Annotated in this window: 19 protein-coding genes; 4 read left to right on the top strand and 15 right to left on the bottom strand. The window is 45.4% G+C overall.

Annotation, left to right across the window (positions count from 1 at the left end; genetic code table 11):
- Positions 1-81: 81 nt before the first annotated feature.
- Positions 82-1,455: an RCC1 domain-containing protein gene (locus OGH69_RS06935; protein WP_265173723.1), complete on the bottom strand. Its 1,374-nt coding sequence runs from the start codon at positions 1,453-1,455 to the stop codon at positions 82-84.
- Between the two features lie 162 nt (positions 1,456-1,617).
- Here OGH69_RS06935 and OGH69_RS06930 point away from each other — a divergent pair, with 162 nt between their 5' ends.
- The 3 genes from OGH69_RS06930 to OGH69_RS06920 all read left to right on the top strand — a co-directional run bounded on the left by OGH69_RS06930 (position 1,618) and on the right by OGH69_RS06920 (position 5,290).
- On the top strand, positions 1,618-3,639 hold the full coding sequence (locus tag OGH69_RS06930; protein ID WP_265173722.1) for a thioredoxin domain-containing protein: 2,022 nt from the start codon (positions 1,618-1,620) through the stop codon (positions 3,637-3,639).
- Positions 3,636-4,466: a mechanosensitive ion channel family protein gene (locus OGH69_RS06925; protein ID WP_265173721.1), complete on the top strand. Its 831-nt coding sequence runs from the start codon at positions 3,636-3,638 to the stop codon at positions 4,464-4,466. Before OGH69_RS06930 ends, OGH69_RS06925 begins: the two co-directional genes overlap by 4 nt.
- Before the next feature lie 137 nt (positions 4,467-4,603).
- Entirely contained in the window at positions 4,604-5,290 is a 687-nt protein-coding gene (locus OGH69_RS06920; RefSeq protein WP_265173720.1) for a hypothetical protein, read from the top strand.
- On the opposite strand, the gene tsaB is transcribed toward OGH69_RS06920, so the two are convergent.
- The 3 genes from tsaB to OGH69_RS06905 are packed head-to-tail and all read right to left on the bottom strand — an operon-like array spanning position 5,291 to position 8,709.
- A complete protein-coding gene (gene tsaB, locus OGH69_RS06915) occupies positions 5,291-5,950 on the bottom strand; it encodes a tRNA (adenosine(37)-N6)-threonylcarbamoyltransferase complex dimerization subunit type 1 TsaB (RefSeq protein WP_265173719.1) in 660 nt (219 codons plus the stop codon).
- Between the two features lie 3 nt (positions 5,951-5,953).
- Complete coding sequence (locus tag OGH69_RS06910; RefSeq protein WP_265173718.1) at positions 5,954-7,252, bottom strand: efflux RND transporter periplasmic adaptor subunit; 1,299 nt, start codon at positions 7,250-7,252, stop codon at positions 5,954-5,956.
- 5 nt (positions 7,253-7,257) lie between these two features.
- Positions 7,258-8,709, bottom strand: a complete 1,452-nt coding sequence (locus OGH69_RS06905; protein ID WP_265173717.1) for a TolC family protein — start codon at positions 8,707-8,709, stop codon at positions 7,258-7,260.
- 141 nt (positions 8,710-8,850) lie between these two features.
- Between OGH69_RS06905 and OGH69_RS06900 the strand changes: the two genes are divergently transcribed.
- The gene (locus OGH69_RS06900) at positions 8,851-10,242 is read left to right on the top strand and encodes a DUF4403 family protein (protein WP_265173716.1); all 1,392 of its coding nucleotides are present in this window, start codon (positions 8,851-8,853) and stop codon (positions 10,240-10,242) included.
- A gap of 219 nt (positions 10,243-10,461) precedes the next feature.
- Here OGH69_RS06900 and OGH69_RS06895 read toward each other — a convergent pair whose 3' ends face one another.
- From OGH69_RS06895 to gcvH, 11 genes are all read right to left on the bottom strand, one after another.
- A complete protein-coding gene (locus OGH69_RS06895; protein ID WP_265173715.1) occupies positions 10,462-10,692 on the bottom strand; it encodes a hypothetical protein in 231 nt (76 codons plus the stop codon).
- A gap of 1 nt (position 10,693) precedes the next feature.
- On the bottom strand, positions 10,694-11,242 hold the full coding sequence (locus OGH69_RS06890; RefSeq protein ID WP_265173714.1) for a DUF420 domain-containing protein: 549 nt from the start codon (positions 11,240-11,242) through the stop codon (positions 10,694-10,696).
- The gene (locus tag OGH69_RS06885) at positions 11,242-11,871 is read right to left on the bottom strand and encodes an SCO family protein (protein ID WP_265173713.1); all 630 of its coding nucleotides are present in this window, start codon (positions 11,869-11,871) and stop codon (positions 11,242-11,244) included. The genes OGH69_RS06890 and OGH69_RS06885 overlap by 1 nt, the downstream gene beginning before the upstream one ends.
- Entirely contained in the window at positions 11,871-12,539 is a 669-nt protein-coding gene (locus OGH69_RS06880) for a hypothetical protein (protein ID WP_265173712.1), read from the bottom strand. The genes OGH69_RS06885 and OGH69_RS06880 overlap by 1 nt, the downstream gene beginning before the upstream one ends.
- A 72-nt stretch (positions 12,540-12,611) precedes the next feature.
- Positions 12,612-12,962 (bottom strand): cytochrome C oxidase subunit IV family protein, encoded by a 351-nt coding sequence (locus OGH69_RS06875; RefSeq protein WP_265173711.1) that lies wholly within the window; start codon positions 12,960-12,962, stop codon positions 12,612-12,614.
- Positions 12,963-12,982: 20 nt separating this feature from the next.
- Entirely contained in the window at positions 12,983-13,960 is a 978-nt protein-coding gene (locus OGH69_RS06870) for a cytochrome c oxidase subunit 3 (protein WP_265173710.1), read from the bottom strand.
- Between the two features lie 47 nt (positions 13,961-14,007).
- Positions 14,008-14,583 (bottom strand): cytochrome c oxidase subunit 3, encoded by a 576-nt coding sequence (locus tag OGH69_RS06865; protein WP_265173709.1) that lies wholly within the window; start codon positions 14,581-14,583, stop codon positions 14,008-14,010.
- Positions 14,584-14,585: 2 nt separating this feature from the next.
- Positions 14,586-15,488: a heme o synthase gene (cyoE, locus tag OGH69_RS06860; protein WP_265173790.1), complete on the bottom strand. Its 903-nt coding sequence runs from the start codon at positions 15,486-15,488 to the stop codon at positions 14,586-14,588.
- 323 nt (positions 15,489-15,811) lie between these two features.
- Complete coding sequence (deoC, locus tag OGH69_RS06855; protein ID WP_265173708.1) at positions 15,812-16,555, bottom strand: deoxyribose-phosphate aldolase; 744 nt, start codon at positions 16,553-16,555, stop codon at positions 15,812-15,814.
- A 23-nt stretch (positions 16,556-16,578) separates the two neighbouring features.
- Complete coding sequence (locus OGH69_RS06850; RefSeq protein WP_265173707.1) at positions 16,579-16,974, bottom strand: VanZ family protein; 396 nt, start codon at positions 16,972-16,974, stop codon at positions 16,579-16,581.
- Positions 16,967-17,347, bottom strand: a complete 381-nt coding sequence (gcvH, locus tag OGH69_RS06845) for a glycine cleavage system protein GcvH (protein WP_265173706.1) — start codon at positions 17,345-17,347, stop codon at positions 16,967-16,969. The genes OGH69_RS06850 and gcvH overlap by 8 nt, the downstream gene beginning before the upstream one ends.
- Between the last annotated feature and the right edge of the window lie 49 nt (positions 17,348-17,396).

The raw sequence follows: 17,396 nt of genomic DNA, 5'->3' as shown, positions 1-17,396 counted from the left end.
CATTAAAATACTATTTGAAAGTTATATGGCCTTCTTCCTCTAATTCCCATTCCGAAAGAACTAAAAGACCTCAGGCTTCACTTACAGCTTTACCAGTTTTGACGACCTCTGCCGCTCCCCGCAGGTAAGCCTGAGGATGTAGACCCCCGCCTGCAGGCAAGCCGTCGACACAGGGTTGGCCAGGTCATCAACATGCATGACCAGTACACCTTTATCATCATAAATATCCAATTTTCCATTATCAAAACCGTCCGGATGCTGCAGGCTTATATAATCTGTCGCCGGATTTGGAAAGACTATAATTCCGTTTTCCTCATTTGCTAGATTGCGCAAAACGGGACATGCCACTGTTTGCAGGGTGCTGATGCTCGACGGAGACTGGGTGTTACTACCCAGCTGGCCGTAATTATTTGACCCGGCGGTTGAAATTACGTCGCCCACGAGAACCACCCCATGCCGCTCACCACTACCGGCAAAGACTTCACCGGTTGCAGTTTCAATTTGCACAGAAGTACTCCTGTTTATAAACGTACCGTCGCCCAACTGTCCGTCGGTGTTTATACCCCATGCCCACAGCGAGCCGTCTTCTTTCAAAGCAAAAGTCTGGTTGAGCCCCCCAAAGGCTGCACTCCAGCCAATGGTTGAGCTCAATATTGTTGGCACTGATTTATAGGTGGACCCGTCGTTGATCCCCAGGGCAGAACTGGTATTGCTGCCCCATACCCACAAAACGCCGTCCCCGGTAATACCCACGCTGTGGCGCCCGCCCGCTGCTATGCTTTGCCACGGAGCCGAAACTGTTGCCGCTACCTGGGTAGGAACATTCAGTTCGGTACCAAAGCCCACAGTACCCTGGCCTAACTGGCCTGCAAAATTGTAGCCCCAGGACCAGAGCGTATGATCTGTCTTTAGTGCAAGGGAATGAAATATCCCCGCACAAATTACATCCCAGTCATCAGCATTCCCCACCTGTACCGGGACATTTGAATGTATATTGCTGCTGTTGCCCAACTGTCCGAAATCATTTCTTCCCCAACCCCAAAGTGTGCCCCCTTCTTTGATCGCAAGCGAATGCGCTCCCCCTGCCGCCACAATTTTCCAGTCGGTATCTGTACCAACCTGTTCAGGGACATTGACCATATTACCGGATGCTGCACCCAGCCCGAAATCGTTTCTGCCCCAAACCCAAAGCGTACCGTCTGTTTTTAATGCAATGACAAATCCGTAACCTGCCGATGCGGAGGCCCAATCGTTGTCCGCACCAACCTGTACAGGGGCAATTTGGTTTTCGAACGATCCGATACCCAATTGCCCGCCCTCATTATTTCCCCAGCACCACAATGTGCCGTCATCTTTAAGCGCAGCGCAAAAATCGGCTCCTGAGGTTACAGACATCCAGCACTGCGCATACATGGACACATTAAAAAGGAGCAGCATCATAAGTTTCTTTTTCATAGCATGTTTTGGAAGAAGGTGAAGTTCTCTTTTCCGGTCAGGAAATTAATACTATTCCATAAACCTCCATTGAAGAAATGCGACACGTGCAGGCAACCTATTTCATAAATGTTTTGCCGGCACCTGTTGCTTTGCGTAAATTTACACTTCAAAATCATTTCCATGAACGAACTCCACCTCGAAACCAGCCCCTACCTCCTGCAGCATGCCAACAACCCCATCCACTGGAAGGCGTGGAATGAACAATCGCTGGCACAGGCCAAGGGTGAAAACAAGCTGATGGTGGTAAGCGTGGGCTACTCGGCGTGCCACTGGTGCCACGTGATGGAGCACGAAAGCTTTGAGGACAACGAGGTGGCCGAAGTAATGAACCGGCACTATATTTCGATAAAGGTAGACCGCGAGGAGCGCCCCGATGTGGATGCTACTTACATGAAGGCCGTACAGCTGATGACCGGGCAGGGCGGCTGGCCCATGAACGTGGTGCTGCTCCCCGACGGACGGCCCGTATGGGGCGGTACCTACTTCCGGAAAAATAACTGGATCGAGGTGCTGGAGCAATTGCAGGACATTTATGCCAGCGAACCCGAAAAGATGTTCGACTACGCCGACAAGCTGATGCAGGGTGTTGCGCATATCGGGCTGGTAAACGCCGAGGGCGACGGCGCAATCCCCGACCCGTCGGGCATAAAACCCATAGTGGAGAAATGGGCACGCAGCTTCGACCATGAGTATGGCGGCTATGCCCGTGCACCTAAATTCATGATGCCCAACAACTACCTGTTCCTGCTGCGCTACGGCTTCCAAACCGGGAACCGGGAACTGCTGGATTTTGTCGACCTCACCCTTACGCGCATGGCGTGGGGCGGGCTGTTCGATACGGTAGGCGGCGGTTTTTCGCGCTACTCGGTCGACATGAAGTGGCATGTGCCGCACTTCGAGAAAATGCTGTATGACAACGGGCAGCTGATGAGCCTGTATGCCAATGCCTATAAGCGCACCGGGAACGCATTATATAAGGAGGTGATTGAGAAAACGCATTTCTTTATAAAAAACGAGCTTACCCACGAAAGCGGTGCCTTTTACAGCGCATTTGATGCCGACAGCCTTGATGTAAGAGGCCATCTTGAGGAAGGCGCCTTTTACGTTTGGGAAAAGGACGAACTTAAAGAATTATTAGAGGAAGACTTCGAACTTTTTGCTGCCATATACAATATCAATGAATTCGGGTTTTGGGAGGATGGCAAATTTGTATTGATACAAAATGAAAGCCTTGGCGAACAAGCCTCAAAAGCAGGAGTAAGTGCCGAAGCGCTTCAGGAAAAGAAAACGGAATGGGAACAACTGCTCTATGAAGCAAGGGAACACCGCGAAAAACCCCGACTGGACGATAAAGCGCTAACTTCCTGGAATGCGCTGATGCTGAAAGGCTATGCCGATGCCTACAAAGCACTTGGCAATGAAGAGTACCTCACCGCGGCACGGCGCAATGCATTGTTCATTGCCGGCACAATGTGGGACAGCGAGGGGCATTTATGGCGAACCTATAAGAACGGTACGGCCAAAATCAAAGGTTTTTTGGAGGACTATGCCCATACCGCCGATGCTTTCATAACGCTATACGAAGCGACCCTTGAAGAAAAGTGGCTGATGTATGCCAAACAGCTTACGGATTACTGCCTGGAGCATTTTTATGATGAGCAGGTACAGTTTTTCTCCTACACAGCTAAGAATGGGGAACAGCTCATAACCCCGCATTATGAGACGGAAGACAATGTTATCCCCGCATCCAATTCCGTCATGGGGAATGTATTGTACAAGCTGAGCCTGCTGTTCAGCAACCAATATTACGAAAAGGTCGCGTTGCAAATGCTGTACCGCATCCTGCCGGGACTGGATTATCCGTCGGCATTCTCCAACTGGATCAACCTTTGGTTCGAATTGTCAATGCAAAACAGGGAACTGGCCGTTTGCGGCGAAAATGCAGCAGAGGCAATCAGGGAAATCAACAACCTATACCTTCCCCATATTATCGTTGCCGGCTGTGAGGAAGAATCGGCAGTTCCTTTCCTGCAAAACCGCCTTGTTAAAGATAGATTAATGTTTTATGTTTGCCGCAACAACGCGTGTAACTTGCCGCACTCAAATTTAGAAGACGCCTTAAAAGAACTGGAACTAAAATGATACCTCTTTTCGCCATCGAAAACATCGATGTTTACATTACCCGCTTTTACAGCAACCTTGTCGATTACGTACCCAGCCTTATCTCAGCCGTGATAGTCCTTGTCCTTGGACTTCTGATCATCAAGCTGTTCCGGAAAATCGTCAGGAACCTGATGAACAAAAAGGACCTGGACCCTACCCTTTTAAAATTTGTACTCGATGTGTTTACATGGGTCTTCAGGGTAATATTATTCGTTACCGTGATTGACCAGCTGGGCGTGAAGACCACGTCGCTCATGGCGGCACTTGGCGCTGCGGGAATTGCGATAGGCCTGGCATTGCAGGGATCGCTCTCCAACTTTGCAGGCGGATTGCTCATCATCCTGTTTAAGCCTTTCCGCGTAGGCGATTATATTGAAGCGCAGGGGCAGGCCGGTACGGTAAACAGCATACAGATTTTCAGCACCAGGATCATAACCGGCAACAACCAGGTGATCTATATGCCGAATGGGGCATTGTCTAACGGCACTATCAAGAACTTTTCCCAGGAACCGCTGCGGAGGGCAGAAATTTTGCTGAGTGTTGATTACAAGAACGACCTGAAGAGCGTAAAGGATGTCATATACGGTGTAATTAAAAATGACCCGAATATCCTTACCGAGCCAACACCATCGATTGACATAAAGTCGCTGGGCGAAAATGGCATTGACCTGGCCGTACTGATTTGGGCTGAGCGGGGCAGGTACGGAGCGATGGTTTCGGATTTTTATGAAAATGTAAAAACTGCATTTGAAAAAGAGGGCATCGAAATATCACATCCACAGCGCGATATTCACCTGAAAAAGTAAGCACAGCCGACAATAATTAATAAAAAGCTGCGTTTCATTTCCTTGTGGCATGCTATTTGCGTTTTTTTAATGCATTGTATGCAACGATTTTACAAAAACAAAGTATATTTGGCACTTTAAAAATTAATACCATCATAATGAAAAAATTCAATCTTATCCCTGCAATCCTACTGGCATTTTCGCCACTATTCATAAATGCTCAAATTAATCAAACCCCTATGCACTCCGGCGGTGCCCAGGGACAAATCATGGTAAAAGCGGAGAGTGCAATGCCCGCAACCGGATCTATGTATACAGATGACAGATTCATGCCTGCTAAGACTTCAGGGAATGAGCAAATAATCCTGGTTAAGTACAATGCCTATTCCGATTATTTTGAAATGAACAACCCTCAGCAGGGAACAACCCAGATATTGCCGAAACAAACCGGCTCAACTGTTACAATGACAGGAACCGGAGAAGTGTATGCTTTCCAAAAATACAAGACCGAAAAAGGCGAAGAGATAAACGGCTACCTTAATGTAGTGAGTGATAATTCTAAAGTAAAGATCTACAAGAGGGAAAAAATATACCTTCAGCCGGGAAAAATTGCACAGGACAGCTATCATGCTTCAAAACCGGCAACATATAAAAGAGCTGATGATGAGTTCTATGTAAAGATCAATGATGGCGAAATCACTTACGTGTCTAATAAAAAAGACATTGCAAACCTGGTACCGGGCAAAAGCAAAGAAGTATTGGATTTTATCAAAAAGAACAAGATAGATGTTGAAGAAGCTAAAGATCTTCAGGAGCTTTCAGGCTTCATCGAATCGATCCTGTAACTACTTTGCAATAAGGAAATCCTTTAAATAAAAAGGCTCAAAATAAGCGACATCAACAGTGTCGCTTTTTTTGTACCTATCAAAAGATACTCCGGCCATCTCTGCTGATGAAGGATATATAATGTCATCACGGAAAACAAATTTCCCTTCAGGAAGCACACCTTTGCATTTTGCAGCGCCATCTCCAACGAGGTAAATTGTCCCTTCCAGATCGCTAAATGAATCTTCCGTGATTATTTCTGCTTTGGTTTCCCTGATTTTTTGGTGTTTTGAATCAAAAACGGCCGTATACGCCTCCATGCGCCGGGCATCTATCATTGGAATGATGACCCCGTCCTGAACTTCAATCTGCCTTGCAAGAGCCTCAAGGGTATCAACAGCTATCAATGGTATGGACAGGGCATAGCACAGCCCCTTAGCCGCCGAAACACCAATCCTGAGGCCGGTATATGACCCCGGTCCCATACTAATGGCCACGGCATCCAATACACTATATGTGATACCCGCTTCTTTTAAAACCTCTTCAATAAAAACGTGCAGCTTCTCGGCATGCGCATAGCCTTCACCGGCATACTCCCTCAACGATAGGACTGTACCTTCTTTAGCCACACAGACCGAACAGTTTTTTGTAGCTGTCTCAATATTTAAAATATAACCCATGTGTTATTTGGAGTCTTTGTCTTTTGGCTTGGTTTTCACCTTGTCTTCCGGATTGAGCTCCTTCGTCACCAGCGCATATGGCCCTGTAATTACCTCGTCTCCTTTTTTGAGGCCGCTCAGTATCTCTATGTTAGTATCGTCCTGAATACCGGTAACTATCGGCCTGAGCACAGCCTTATCGCCTACTTTAACAAATACACATTCGTGTTTTTTCTCAACTACTCCCGTCTTTTTTTCTTTTTCCTTTTCTTCCAGCTCTTTTACTACATCCCTTTTTACAGATGTAGTATCTGATTTAACCACTACCGCGCTGATAGGCACCGCAACCACATTCTCTTTCCTTTCGGTAATGATGTCCACAGTTGCCGTCATGCCCGGCCTGAACGGCGAATAATTTGAAGGCTTGCCTTTTACCATATCTTCATACGACTCTTTCAGGATATGTACCTTAACTTTGAAGTTGGTCACCTGGTCGGCTGTAAGATCTGCAGTGGCAGAATTGGAAATGCTTGTAACCACGCCCTTGAATTTCTTTTTCAGGTAGGCGTCAACTTCAATTTCCGCTTCATCGCCTATCTCGATCTTGACAATGTCGTTCTCATTCACATCAACTTCAACCTCCATGTTGTTAAGGTTAGCCACACGGAGTATTTCGGTACCGGTCATTTGCTGCGTCCCTACGACACGCTCACCCAGTTCGGCATCCAGCTTGGAAATAGTACCGTCTACGGGCGAATAGATTGTAGTCCTGTTCAGGTTGTCCCTGGCCTCGGTAACTGTTGCGCCCGCACTTTGCATGTTGAAGTAGGCCGACTGTTTCCCTGCCTGCGCTACTTCATAAGCCGAAACGATCTTATCCCATTCCGATTTTGAAATGACTCCCTTCTCAAAAAGGCGCTTGTTGCGGTCATAATTGGCTTTGGCTTCCTTGAGCTGCGCTTCGGCCTGGCTAAGGCCTGCACGTGCTGTGGACAATGATGCAGCACTCCTGCTCACGCCCGATTCATACAAATCGGGGTTGATGCGCACCAGCAGGTCACCCTTTTTAATGGCTTGCCCTTCCTTAATAGGCAGCTCGATAATCTCTCCAGAAACTTCCGAAGAAATTTTCACTTCCACTTCGGGCTGTATCTTTCCGGTAGCCGATACCGTCTCGGTAAGGGTTATTTCCTTAACCGTTGCAGTTTCAACTTCTTTGCCTTCGTCTTTGTTGCCAATAGCACCCGTTTTTTTGAGGATTACCAGCAATACTATTAGAAGCGCTACCCCGCCTAATAAAAAATAGATCGTTTTTTTTGACATGGTGTTTATTTTTGAGAAATTTGGGAGATAGGTACTCCAAAGTAAAATTCAAGTATCTTGACCCTGAAAATATAATCGTACTTGGTACGCAATACTTCAGATTGTGCATTCACCGCAAGTGTTTGTGCCTGGTTCAGGTCGAAAACATTAATCAGCCCTACTTCATAACGCTCTTTTGCATAGTTAAGCGATTCTTCCCTGGCACTTGAAGCAGATACCGCGGCATCATAAGCTTTCAATGCGCCCATGGCATCGGTATAAGCTGTGTAAACATTCTTTTCCAGGTCCTGCTGCGTTTGCTCCAGTGTTAACCTTGATCGTTCCAATTCAACTTTGGTCCTTTCGACATTGTTCCTTGTGGCAAAGCCGTTGAGGATCGGCACACTTACACCAATCCCGAATGAATGCCCCTTATTATCATTAAACTGGTCCATGATGGGCGCGTACCTGCCAAGCACAGGCACATAATTATCCTGGAAAACCAGTTGATTCGTGCCATCAACAAAACCTATGGTTGTTGTTGGGTTTTGGGTATCGCGGGTAACCCCGACAATCCTGTCAGAATATGCAGCCCTTGTAGTAAGGCTATAAAATCCGCTAATCGTAGGTTGGTAAGCTCCACGGGCAATTTTCACATCCTTTTCAGCAATCTCTACATTGGCTTTCGCAATCTTTATCTCTGTCCTTAGCTCTTTTGCCTTATTGTAAATCGTTGATGGCTGCTCCAGCAATATAGGGTCAGCTTCCACCTCATAATTACCTTCTTCGGTATCAAAACTCTGGAAGTCTTCCAGCTGCATGAGCTGTGCAAGGCTCAGTTTTGATATCAGCAGCGTATTTTCAGCGGCTACCTTCCTTTGGTTATCGGCCGCTACGGTCGCTTTTACATCCAGCAGGTCGCCCCGCGGCACTGCCCCGCCTTCTACAAGCTCCTGCACGCGCTCCATCTGTTTGTTATCGTAAGCAAGCTGTTGTTCCTGCACCTTGAGGTTCTCTTTATTAAAAAGCACCTGCAGGTAGGCATTGGCCACATTCAGTGCTACATCTTCCTGCATTTTGAGGGTTGTATACTGCGCCGAAATAATGGCGAGGTTGGCCCTGCGGTAACGGTTCAGGTTTTGCAGGCCTTTGTAAATATCCACACCCACGTTTAGCCCTACCGAGGTAAACTGGGTGGTTTGGTTTTCCAAAAGACCGGTGGTGATATTCTGGTTGAGGCCTATGTTCCACGAATGCGACCCCTGCGCATTGGCAGTAGGCAGGAAAGCGCCCCAGGCATCTTTGCGGGCAATGTTTACCACTTCGGCATCGAGGGCGGCCAACTTTATCGAAATGTTATTTTTCAGTGCATAGTCAACGCATTCTTTCAGTGTCCATTTCTTTACTTCCTGTCCGTACGAGCTTCCGGAGAAAAACGCATAAACAAAGAACGATATCACATACAGTCTGCTTTTCATGGGTTGTGTTTGGGAATTGGTTACAAATTTATTAAAATATCTAACGCGGGTAACCATATTATATTTTTGTTAGACGCTTTCCTGTTAAAATTGTTACGGAAAATTGCTTTACTTTTGCTGCAAAAATTCATCTTTATCCTCATGAAGACCTTGCTTCCCCTAGCCTTGCTTTCTGTTTTTCTTATTACAGGATGCGGCACCACAAAAAAAATTGAAGCCCTTAAACCCGAACCGGGTAACACCACCGATGTAGTATATGAATCTGCGACATCTTTCATCAACCTGCCGGTGAGCATTACTATTGCCGACGTCGAGACACAGGTAAACAAGCTATTGAACGGCCTGATCTATGAAGACAACAACATCAAAGATGATGACATTATGGTAAAGGTTTGGAAAACCGCACCCATAAAGTTCTCTGAAGACAAAGGGAAACTGAAATCGGTAGTGCCTATAAAAGTTACGGCCAACGTACGCTACGGCACCACGGCACTTGGCCTCGACCTTCACGACACCCGCGAGGTAAACATGGATGCCGTGATTACCTTTAGCAGCAAGATAGGGCTTTCCAACTGGAAGATGACTACTGACACTACTATTGAAACACTCGAATGGAAGGAAAGCCCCAGCATTACCATTGCCGGAAAAAAAGTTGCCGTAACCTACCTTATCAATCCGGCCATAAAATTGTTCAGGTCGCGCATAGAAAACGAGATTGACAAATCACTGGCAAAGGTAGCCGATTTCAAGCCGCAGGTGCTCGATGCCTTGGAAAAGCTTAATGCACCCTTCCTGACCAGCGAACAGTTCGAAACATGGTTCCTGCTTACCCCGGTAGAACTTTATGTTACCGACGCAGTGCTGAACAAAAAGCAGATAACCATGAACATGGGGCTTAAATGCACCATGGAAACCCGCGTTGGACAGGCACCTAAAAAGACATTCAGCAAAGATAAAGTGGTGCTGAAAGCGGTAAAAACCATGCCCGACCAGATCGATGTGGTCGTAGCGGCGGTATCTACCTACGAAAGCGCCTCGAAGATCATTACTAAAAACTTTCAGGGGCAGGAATTTGGCGAAGGCAAAAGAAAAGTAACTGTACAGAAGGTAGACCTGTGGAGCAAGGATGACAAGATGGTAGTTGCGCTCGATATGACAGGAAGCATCAACGGCACGATTTACCTTACCGGCTACCCGAATTATAATGCGGTGACGAAGGAAATATATTTCGATCAGATGGATTATGTACTCAATACCAAAAGCGTATTGATGAAGACCGCCAACTGGCTGGCCGAAGGCTACATCCTGAGGAAGATACAGGAAAACTGCCGCTATTCCATAAAGCAAAATCTTGAGGACGGCAAGAAAAGCATGCTGCCTTACCTTAACAACTATTCTCCTATTCCGGGTGTGTTTGTAAACGGCACGCTAAACGATTTTGAATTCCAGAAAGTGGAACTTACCAATAATGCCATCATTGCCTTTATTAAAGGTACCGGAAAAATGGACCTGAAGATAGACGGGATGAAGTAGTTTGGTTTACAGTCGCAGTCACAGTTTACAGTCCAGTTCTTTTTGAAAATGGAATGCGGATTGGGCGGATTACGATTACATACGAAATATAACATTAGGGCCGATGCAATTGCATCGGCCCTAATGTTATAAATAGAAGAAGTTGTAATACAACATCGCTACAAGGATATTTTTAATGTTCAGGTATACAACCCTGAAAACTGCGACTGCGACTGAAAACTATTCCGAAGCGGCCTTCTTCTTTTTCCTGAGCTTGTACACCGCATAGCCCACAAGCCCCACAAGCAGGTAAGGCAATACCATGAGGTATACGATACCGTCGTTCACCGCCTCGGCCTTAATGTTGCCATCACTGCTTTCGAGGGCGGCACGGCACATGGCGCATTGCGCACCGGCAAAAACAGGCGAGGCCAGCGCCACGGCAGTAAGTATGTAATTTTTAAGTTTCATGTCAGTGTGCATAATAAGGCGAAATCATCAGGTAAACAATTACACCGGTTACAGCCACATACAGCCATAGCGGGTAGGTAATGCGTGCAATCTTCCTATGGCGTGCAAAGTTGCCTGCCAGCGCCCTTACATAAGTGATAAGCACGAAAGGGATAATGATTACCGAAAGCGCGATATGTGTGATCAGTATGAAGAAATATACATATCGGATGACTCCTTCCCCCCCGTAAGGTGTGGAATCGGAAGTCATGTGGTAGGCTACATACATTGCAAGAAAGCATACCGAAAGCCCGATTGCAAACTTCATAAGGTTCTCGTGCAGTTTTTGTCTCTTGTTCTTTATAGCCCAAACCGAAACAACAAGCACAACAGCTGTTAACCCATTTATTCCCGCGTATATTGGCGGCAGGAACGACAGTGGCTGCACGTCATAACCTAATTTCCTGAGATTGACACCAAAAAGGATCGCGACCACTACAGGTATGGCTATTGAGAGCACCCATATCCATTTATTGTATTTTGCCTCGACGTTATTATTCAATGTTTCCATTATTCTTCAAGTAATTTTTTAATATCTTCTTTGATTGCTTTTACGCCTTCATCACTAAGGCCGTCATAATACATGATCGGGTTTTCAAATGAGTCCTTGCGACACCTTATATTCCCTTCCTTATCGACAAGCGCAAACATTCCCGAATGCTCAAAGCCTCCCGGGGCAGTCGGGTCTTCTCCCGCATATAGCTTGAATGTTTTGGCCAGGTTAAAAATATAATCCCTGTTACCTGTCAAAAAATGCCAGTTGTAGTGCTTTACACCCAGTTTATCGGCGTGCTCTTTAAGTACCTGCGGGGTATCATGCTCCGGATTTATCGTAATCGAAGCCACCCCAAATTCCGGATTGCCGTAATACTCATCCTGCAGGGTAAGCATGTTGCGGTTCATGATCGGGCAAATCGACGGGCAGGTAGAAAAGAAGAACTCTACCACATATACTTTCCCGAGATAATCCTTATTTGTGATCTTCTTACCATTTTGGTCAGTAAGGGTAAAATCAGGTACCGGGCCAATCTCCACAAGGTCCGATTTCTGGAACTTTGCTACAATCTTCGGCACCGCCCAAATCCCGAACAGCAGGATAATAAACGAAACGCCAATGTATGAGTATGACTTCTTATTCATTATATTTTTCTTTTTACACCTTTCAGCGTGTCGTTTTTACGCAGGGCCAGGCGGTATTCCCTCAGTACGATTTTTACGTCATCGGTCATTTCGTTATGCAGTTCGGCTGCTGAGAACGAATTATAGCTGTCCTTATACTCTTCCTTGCCGGTTTCCTTATTTTTTCCCTTCCTGCCCCTCAGGCTTAAAGCTTTGTCAACGATAAAAATGTTGTAGGTCGAAAGGTCGGCATCCAGCGGCTCACGAACTTTCAGGGAACTATAAAATGCCCTCGTAGCCTCCGGCTGTGCGAATATGAATTTCCAGTTAGATATATCGGCCATTGTCTTTAGCTCAGCAGCAACCTGCTTCACTTCGTCCTGCGCACCATCAGCGGCTATCATAACAATTTGGAAATCGGTAAAATCCTTATACTTGTTATTGATCTTCTGGTTGATATTGAAAAGCGTCTCTTTCTTTTTACGTATGTCCCTGCCTAAGAAACCGACAATCGAGATTTTCCCTTCGAGCACCACAGGCTTGCCGTCCAATGTTTTTCCGGCAGGAGCTTCGGCAACATTTTCAGTAATGGTCGGAAGGTAAAGGGAGTTGTGCTTTACCATCGAAAAATATATGTAAAGCGTGAGCGGTAAAACGAGCAGGCAAAGGAGAATAACCTTTCTTTTCATAATGAAAAATTTTCGGTACAAAAGTAAAAAAGGCGGTTGAAATAACCGCCTTTTTTATGAATTATATGTTTTTTAGAACAACCACTTGTAGTGTGATCCTTTGAACACCTCATAGATGTAGTCGCCCTCGATAAGGATGATGAACATCAGGTAAAGAACCAGAAACACCAGTGGTGCCACAACCGACCATTTAAGACTGCCTCTCTCGCCTTCGATGTGCATGAATGCCCATACGATGTAGTATGCCTTAAAGATGGTAAGTATGATGAATATCCAGTTAAGAAGGTTCATGTACATGAAGTTGTTCATGTACAGGGCTTCGGGTTTTGCAATACCCAGTATAACTTCAACTATGGTTATCACTGACAAAAGTCCGAAAACAAACCAGATCCTTTTTGTATTAGATTCGTGCGAATGTGCCATTTTGCTTTAGATTTTAAAAATTAAACCAGGTAGAAGAATGTAAATACAAATACCCAAACAAGGTCTACAAAGTGCCAGTACAAACCGATTTTTTCAACCATTTCGTAGCTCCTTCTTTTTTCATACGTACCTAAAAGTACATTGAAGAAAATAAGGATATTAAGCATTACACCTGTAAATACGTGGAAACCGTGGAAACCTGTAATGAAGAAGAAGAAGTTGGCAAACAATTTGTGGCCATATTCATTCCTTACAAGGTTAGCGCCTTCTACAACAATTGCTGCATCGGCAAGCCTTTTAACCGATTCTTCCCTTGAAAGTACTGTTTTCTTTTTGTCTTTAGTGATCCATTCAGTCCTTACCAAAAGGTCAGGGCGCGCCTTAAATCCTTCTACAACCTCCTCTACAGAGTACGTTGGCAGGTCGGCACCTTCAGCGAACCAAATGCCTTCGCTTTTCTTCTTAGATATGCGGTCGGTTGGGATATCGGCAGCAAAATCAGCAAGCGCAACCCTTTTACCGTTTGCATCCACAAACTGAAGGATGGCACCACCTTTGGTTTCGATAGCACCATATTCGCCTTTGATGAAGTTTTTCCATTCCCATGCCTGTGAGCCAAGGAATATAAAACCACCAATGATGGTCAGCACCATATAGATGGCTACTTTTGTCTTTTTCAGATGGTGGCCGGCATCAACCGCAAGCACCATGGTTACTGAAGAGAAGATAAGGATAAATGTCATGAATGCCACATAGTACATCGGCGCATCAACACCGTGCATGAACGGGAAGTGGTTAAACACTTCGTCGGCAATAGGCCATGTTTCAATGAATTTAAACCTCGAGAAACCATAAGCGGCAAGAAATCCTGAGAAAGTAAGCGCATCGGAAACGATGAAAAACCACATCATCAGTTTGCCGTAGCTGGCGCCCATTGGCTCATTTCCGCCGTCCCATGTTTTACCTGTAGTAGCTGTTGTAGTAACTGTCGCTGCCATATAAAATTGTTAGGTTAAAAAGTTTTCAAATGTACAGTTTTTTTCTATTAATAGAAATAGAAAAATAAAAACAAGTAAACCCATAAAATGTCCAGAAAGTGCCAAAACATTGCACCCAACTCTAATCCAAGGGTTTGAGACTTATCGTATTTTTGTTTAAAATGATTATAAATTACCACCAAAAGCACAATAATTCCGGCAAAAAGGTGAGCAAGGTGTACGGTGGTCACAATGTAAAGGAATGAGGTAGTTACCGTACTCTCCGGGCCTGTAAAGAAATAGCCGCTTGCAATGACCTGGTTAAACCCGTAAAACTGCGCCACAACAAAGGCCATGCCAAGTACCAGGGTAACCAGCAGCCACAACGAAGTACCCTGCCTGTCACCTTTCTTAATGGCCATTTTTGCCAGGTGGAAAGTAATGCTGCTCGCCACAATTACGGCGGTGCTTATCATAAAAGCCTGCGGAAGCTTAAAGTCATTAAGCCAGTCGGGCCTTGAGGTGCTTACCACATAAGCACTCGTAAGGCCTGCAAACATCATGAACATGCTTACCATCCCAAACCAAAGAAGCATCTTTTTCGACTTTGCACTCCTTTCGTTATATTCTTCAATTGTCATCATAATTACCTCAGAAATTTATCAGCCACTAATATTACCTGCATCAGCGATATGTAAGAAACGCTTACCAGCATCAGCTTCTTTGCAGCCGGGCCATCCATTTTGTTATAAAGTTTTATCGCGTACACCAGCATCCATACACCCAACAGGAACACGATTACAGCCGAAACCACGCTAAGCCGCAGCTCTCCGGTAAATCCTGTAACAGGAAGCAGCGAAGCTACTATCAGCCATACGGTATACAATATTGTTTGTATAGCAGTCTTTTTATCCCTTTTGCCGGTTGGCAGCATGAAAAAACCGGCCTTTTTATAATCATCGAACAAAAACCACCCAATTGCCCAAAAATGCGGGAACTGCCAAAAGAACTGTATCAGGAAAAGCGTTCCTGCTTCGATGCCAAAATCGTTGGTTGCAGCTACCCATCCCAACATAAAAGGTATGGCTCCCGGAAATGCGCCAACAAATACCGCAAGCGGGGTTATCGTTTTGAGCGGGGTATAAATGCTTGTATAAAGAAATATCGAGATCGCACCGAACATCGCGGTCTTCGGGTTGATGCTGTACAATATGGCAATACCCAGTATCGTTAATGCCGAGCCGAGTAAAAACGCATTTTTAACCGACATCTTACCCGATGGTATTGGGCGGTTTTTGGTACGGTCCATCAGGGCATCAAGATCCTTTTCGATGATTTGGTTAAAAACATTGGAAGCACCCACCATGCAGTAGCCGCCAATGGCAAGAAGCACAAGTGTCAGCCAGCTGAAAGGAAACAGATCGGACACACCCAAAAGATAGCCTGCAACCGAAGAGAAAACAACGCTTATAGCCAGCCTTGCCTTTGTAATAGCGGTAAAATCGGCAAAAATTGACTTTATAGAAATTGGGGTCTGCGAAGCGTTCAAAATGATTTTCATTGGATTTGCAAAAACTGGCGCAAAGATAGTCCAAAAAATAGATTTCATCAAAAGAAAAGGTGCATGTCAAAGAAAATCCGCCAACTTATATACTGCCCGACAAAGTTTTGATCCAATTGAATATATTTTTTCTTCATTACACGCAACCTTTCCGAATTTTGCGCATCTTATAAAGGCAATGACTACATAGGTTGTTTAAATTGTTACTACGAAAAAGAAGAATTCGTTAAATTGCTATGAAAGAGAGAGCCTTCCCCGAAACGGGAAGGTTCTTTTGTTATTACTTAACTCTAAAATCCTTAAATCACAAATCAGTAGCCTCCACCCGCAGCACCGCCATCCGCAATGGCTTTTGCCGATGATGTACCAATGCGCTTCACACCCAGTAAAATCATTTCCTGGGCTTCCTCAAACGAGCGCACACCACCGGCAGCCTTAACCGGTAGCGGAAATGCATTTTCAAGCATCAGCTTTATAGCCGGTACAGTTGCCCCGTTTGGCTTGCCATCCCCCACGGGATAAAACCCGGTAGATGATTTTACAAAAACCCTGTTATATTCTGTTTCTTCAAAATTGGAAACTACAATATTTTTGACCAGCGCGCTCAGCTGCACGATCTCATGATCGTTCAGCGCTGCTACCTCTATAATCCACTTTACGATTTTTCCGTACGACAGACCCAAACGCGTGCATTCCAGCACCTGCTTTTTTACTTCAGCAATATTCCCATTCTTAAATCCCTCATAATCCAGCACAAAATCCAGTTCGTCAGCGCCATCAGCAATAGCCTGACCCGCTTCGGCGAGTTTATATTCAAGCGAATTGTTACCCAACGGAAAATCGATTACCGTGCCTACCAGCACACTGCTTCGTGCCCCGGCCACCATCTGCTTTGCCATTGCAACCATATCCGGGCGCACCATAGCCAGCTTAAAGTTCTCATGAATTGCCTCGTGTACGACACCGCGTACTACATCCCGGTTTTCAACTTCGGTAATCCCTGCCTGTCCTGCTGTCTTCAGGTAGGTCGAATCTAAATATTGCTTAATGTCCATAGATCAAAAATAAGAATCCCCGGTCAATATGCCGGGGATTGTGAATTTATTTTTCTTTTTTGGTAACGCCACAAAGCAAATACTGCTATTGCGCTGCCTGCGCTGTTAGCAATGGCATCAATTGCATCTGCCGACCTGCTGTCCGTAAACAGCGCCTGGCAAACCTCCATGATTATACCATAACCAACTGCTATTGTAAACGCCCATACCCTTCTACTAAAATGCGTTGAAACCTTTAGGGCACGAAGCCCCAGGTACCATAACAGCGTAAACACAAAATAGAAAAAAGCATGAAGCAATTTATCCTTGGCAGGCATTTCTACCTTTTCAAGGTCTTTAAAATTACTCGCGCTTACCAGGCAGGCCACGGTTATTAAAACCGTCCAGGATATCGCTGCCCAAAGATATTTGTTACGCACCTATAAGCTCCCTATACTGTTCGCTGCTTAAAAGCCCGTCCACTTCAGACGCATCGGAGAATTTCACCTTTATCATCCAGCCATCGCCATAAGGGTCAGTATTTACATTTTCAGGAGCTGTTTCAAGCGCTTCGTTGAATTCAACGATTTCCCCTGAAAGCGGAAGAAACAGGTCTGATACAGTTTTTACTGCCTCTACAGTACCAAAAACTTCGTCTTTGGCCAGGGTCTGGTCAAGTGTTTCCACCTCAACATATACGATGTCACCCAGTTCTTTCTGTGCAAAATCGGTAATGCCTACCGTAGCGGTATCGCCCTCTATCTTAACCCATTCATGATCCTTGGTGTACTTTAATTCTGCTGGAATATTCATGTTCAAAAAGTTTGTTTTGTTTACGCAAATGTATGCGTTATGCGGTGAA

The organism is Flavobacterium sp. MFBS3-15 (genome assembly GCF_026107645.2).
GTDB lineage: Bacteria > Bacteroidota > Bacteroidia > Flavobacteriales > Flavobacteriaceae > Flavobacterium.
Note: the sequence above shows the minus strand (reverse complement) of the source record. Positions and strands in the feature narration are given on the sequence as shown.

Bases quoted from the DNA above. Each gene is read 5' to 3' on its own strand.
- OGH69_RS06935 (WP_265173723.1), bottom strand. From the start codon at position 1,455: ATGAAAAAGAAACTTATGATGCTGCTCCTTTTTAATGTGTCCATGTAT.
- OGH69_RS06930 (WP_265173722.1), top strand. From the start codon at position 1,618: ATGAACGAACTCCACCTCGAAACCAGCCCCTACCTCCTGCAGCATGCC.
- OGH69_RS06925 (WP_265173721.1), top strand. From the start codon at position 3,636: ATGATACCTCTTTTCGCCATCGAAAACATCGATGTTTACATTACCCGC.
- OGH69_RS06920 (WP_265173720.1), top strand. From the start codon at position 4,604: ATGAAAAAATTCAATCTTATCCCTGCAATCCTACTGGCATTTTCGCCA.
- tsaB (WP_265173719.1), bottom strand. From the start codon at position 5,950: ATGGGTTATATTTTAAATATTGAGACAGCTACAAAAAACTGTTCGGTC.
- OGH69_RS06910 (WP_265173718.1), bottom strand. From the start codon at position 7,252: ATGTCAAAAAAAACGATCTATTTTTTATTAGGCGGGGTAGCGCTTCTA.
- OGH69_RS06905 (WP_265173717.1), bottom strand. From the start codon at position 8,709: ATGAAAAGCAGACTGTATGTGATATCGTTCTTTGTTTATGCGTTTTTC.
- OGH69_RS06900 (WP_265173716.1), top strand. From the start codon at position 8,851: ATGAAGACCTTGCTTCCCCTAGCCTTGCTTTCTGTTTTTCTTATTACA.
- OGH69_RS06895 (WP_265173715.1), bottom strand. From the start codon at position 10,692: ATGAAACTTAAAAATTACATACTTACTGCCGTGGCGCTGGCCTCGCCT.
- OGH69_RS06890 (WP_265173714.1), bottom strand. From the start codon at position 11,242: ATGGAAACATTGAATAATAACGTCGAGGCAAAATACAATAAATGGATA.
- OGH69_RS06885 (WP_265173713.1), bottom strand. From the start codon at position 11,871: ATGAATAAGAAGTCATACTCATACATTGGCGTTTCGTTTATTATCCTG.
- OGH69_RS06880 (WP_265173712.1), bottom strand. From the start codon at position 12,539: ATGAAAAGAAAGGTTATTCTCCTTTGCCTGCTCGTTTTACCGCTCACG.
- OGH69_RS06875 (WP_265173711.1), bottom strand. From the start codon at position 12,962: ATGGCACATTCGCACGAATCTAATACAAAAAGGATCTGGTTTGTTTTC.
- OGH69_RS06870 (WP_265173710.1), bottom strand. From the start codon at position 13,960: ATGGCAGCGACAGTTACTACAACAGCTACTACAGGTAAAACATGGGAC.
- OGH69_RS06865 (WP_265173709.1), bottom strand. From the start codon at position 14,583: ATGATGACAATTGAAGAATATAACGAAAGGAGTGCAAAGTCGAAAAAG.
- deoC (WP_265173708.1), bottom strand. From the start codon at position 16,555: ATGGACATTAAGCAATATTTAGATTCGACCTACCTGAAGACAGCAGGA.
- gcvH (WP_265173706.1), bottom strand. From the start codon at position 17,347: ATGAATATTCCAGCAGAATTAAAGTACACCAAGGATCATGAATGGGTT.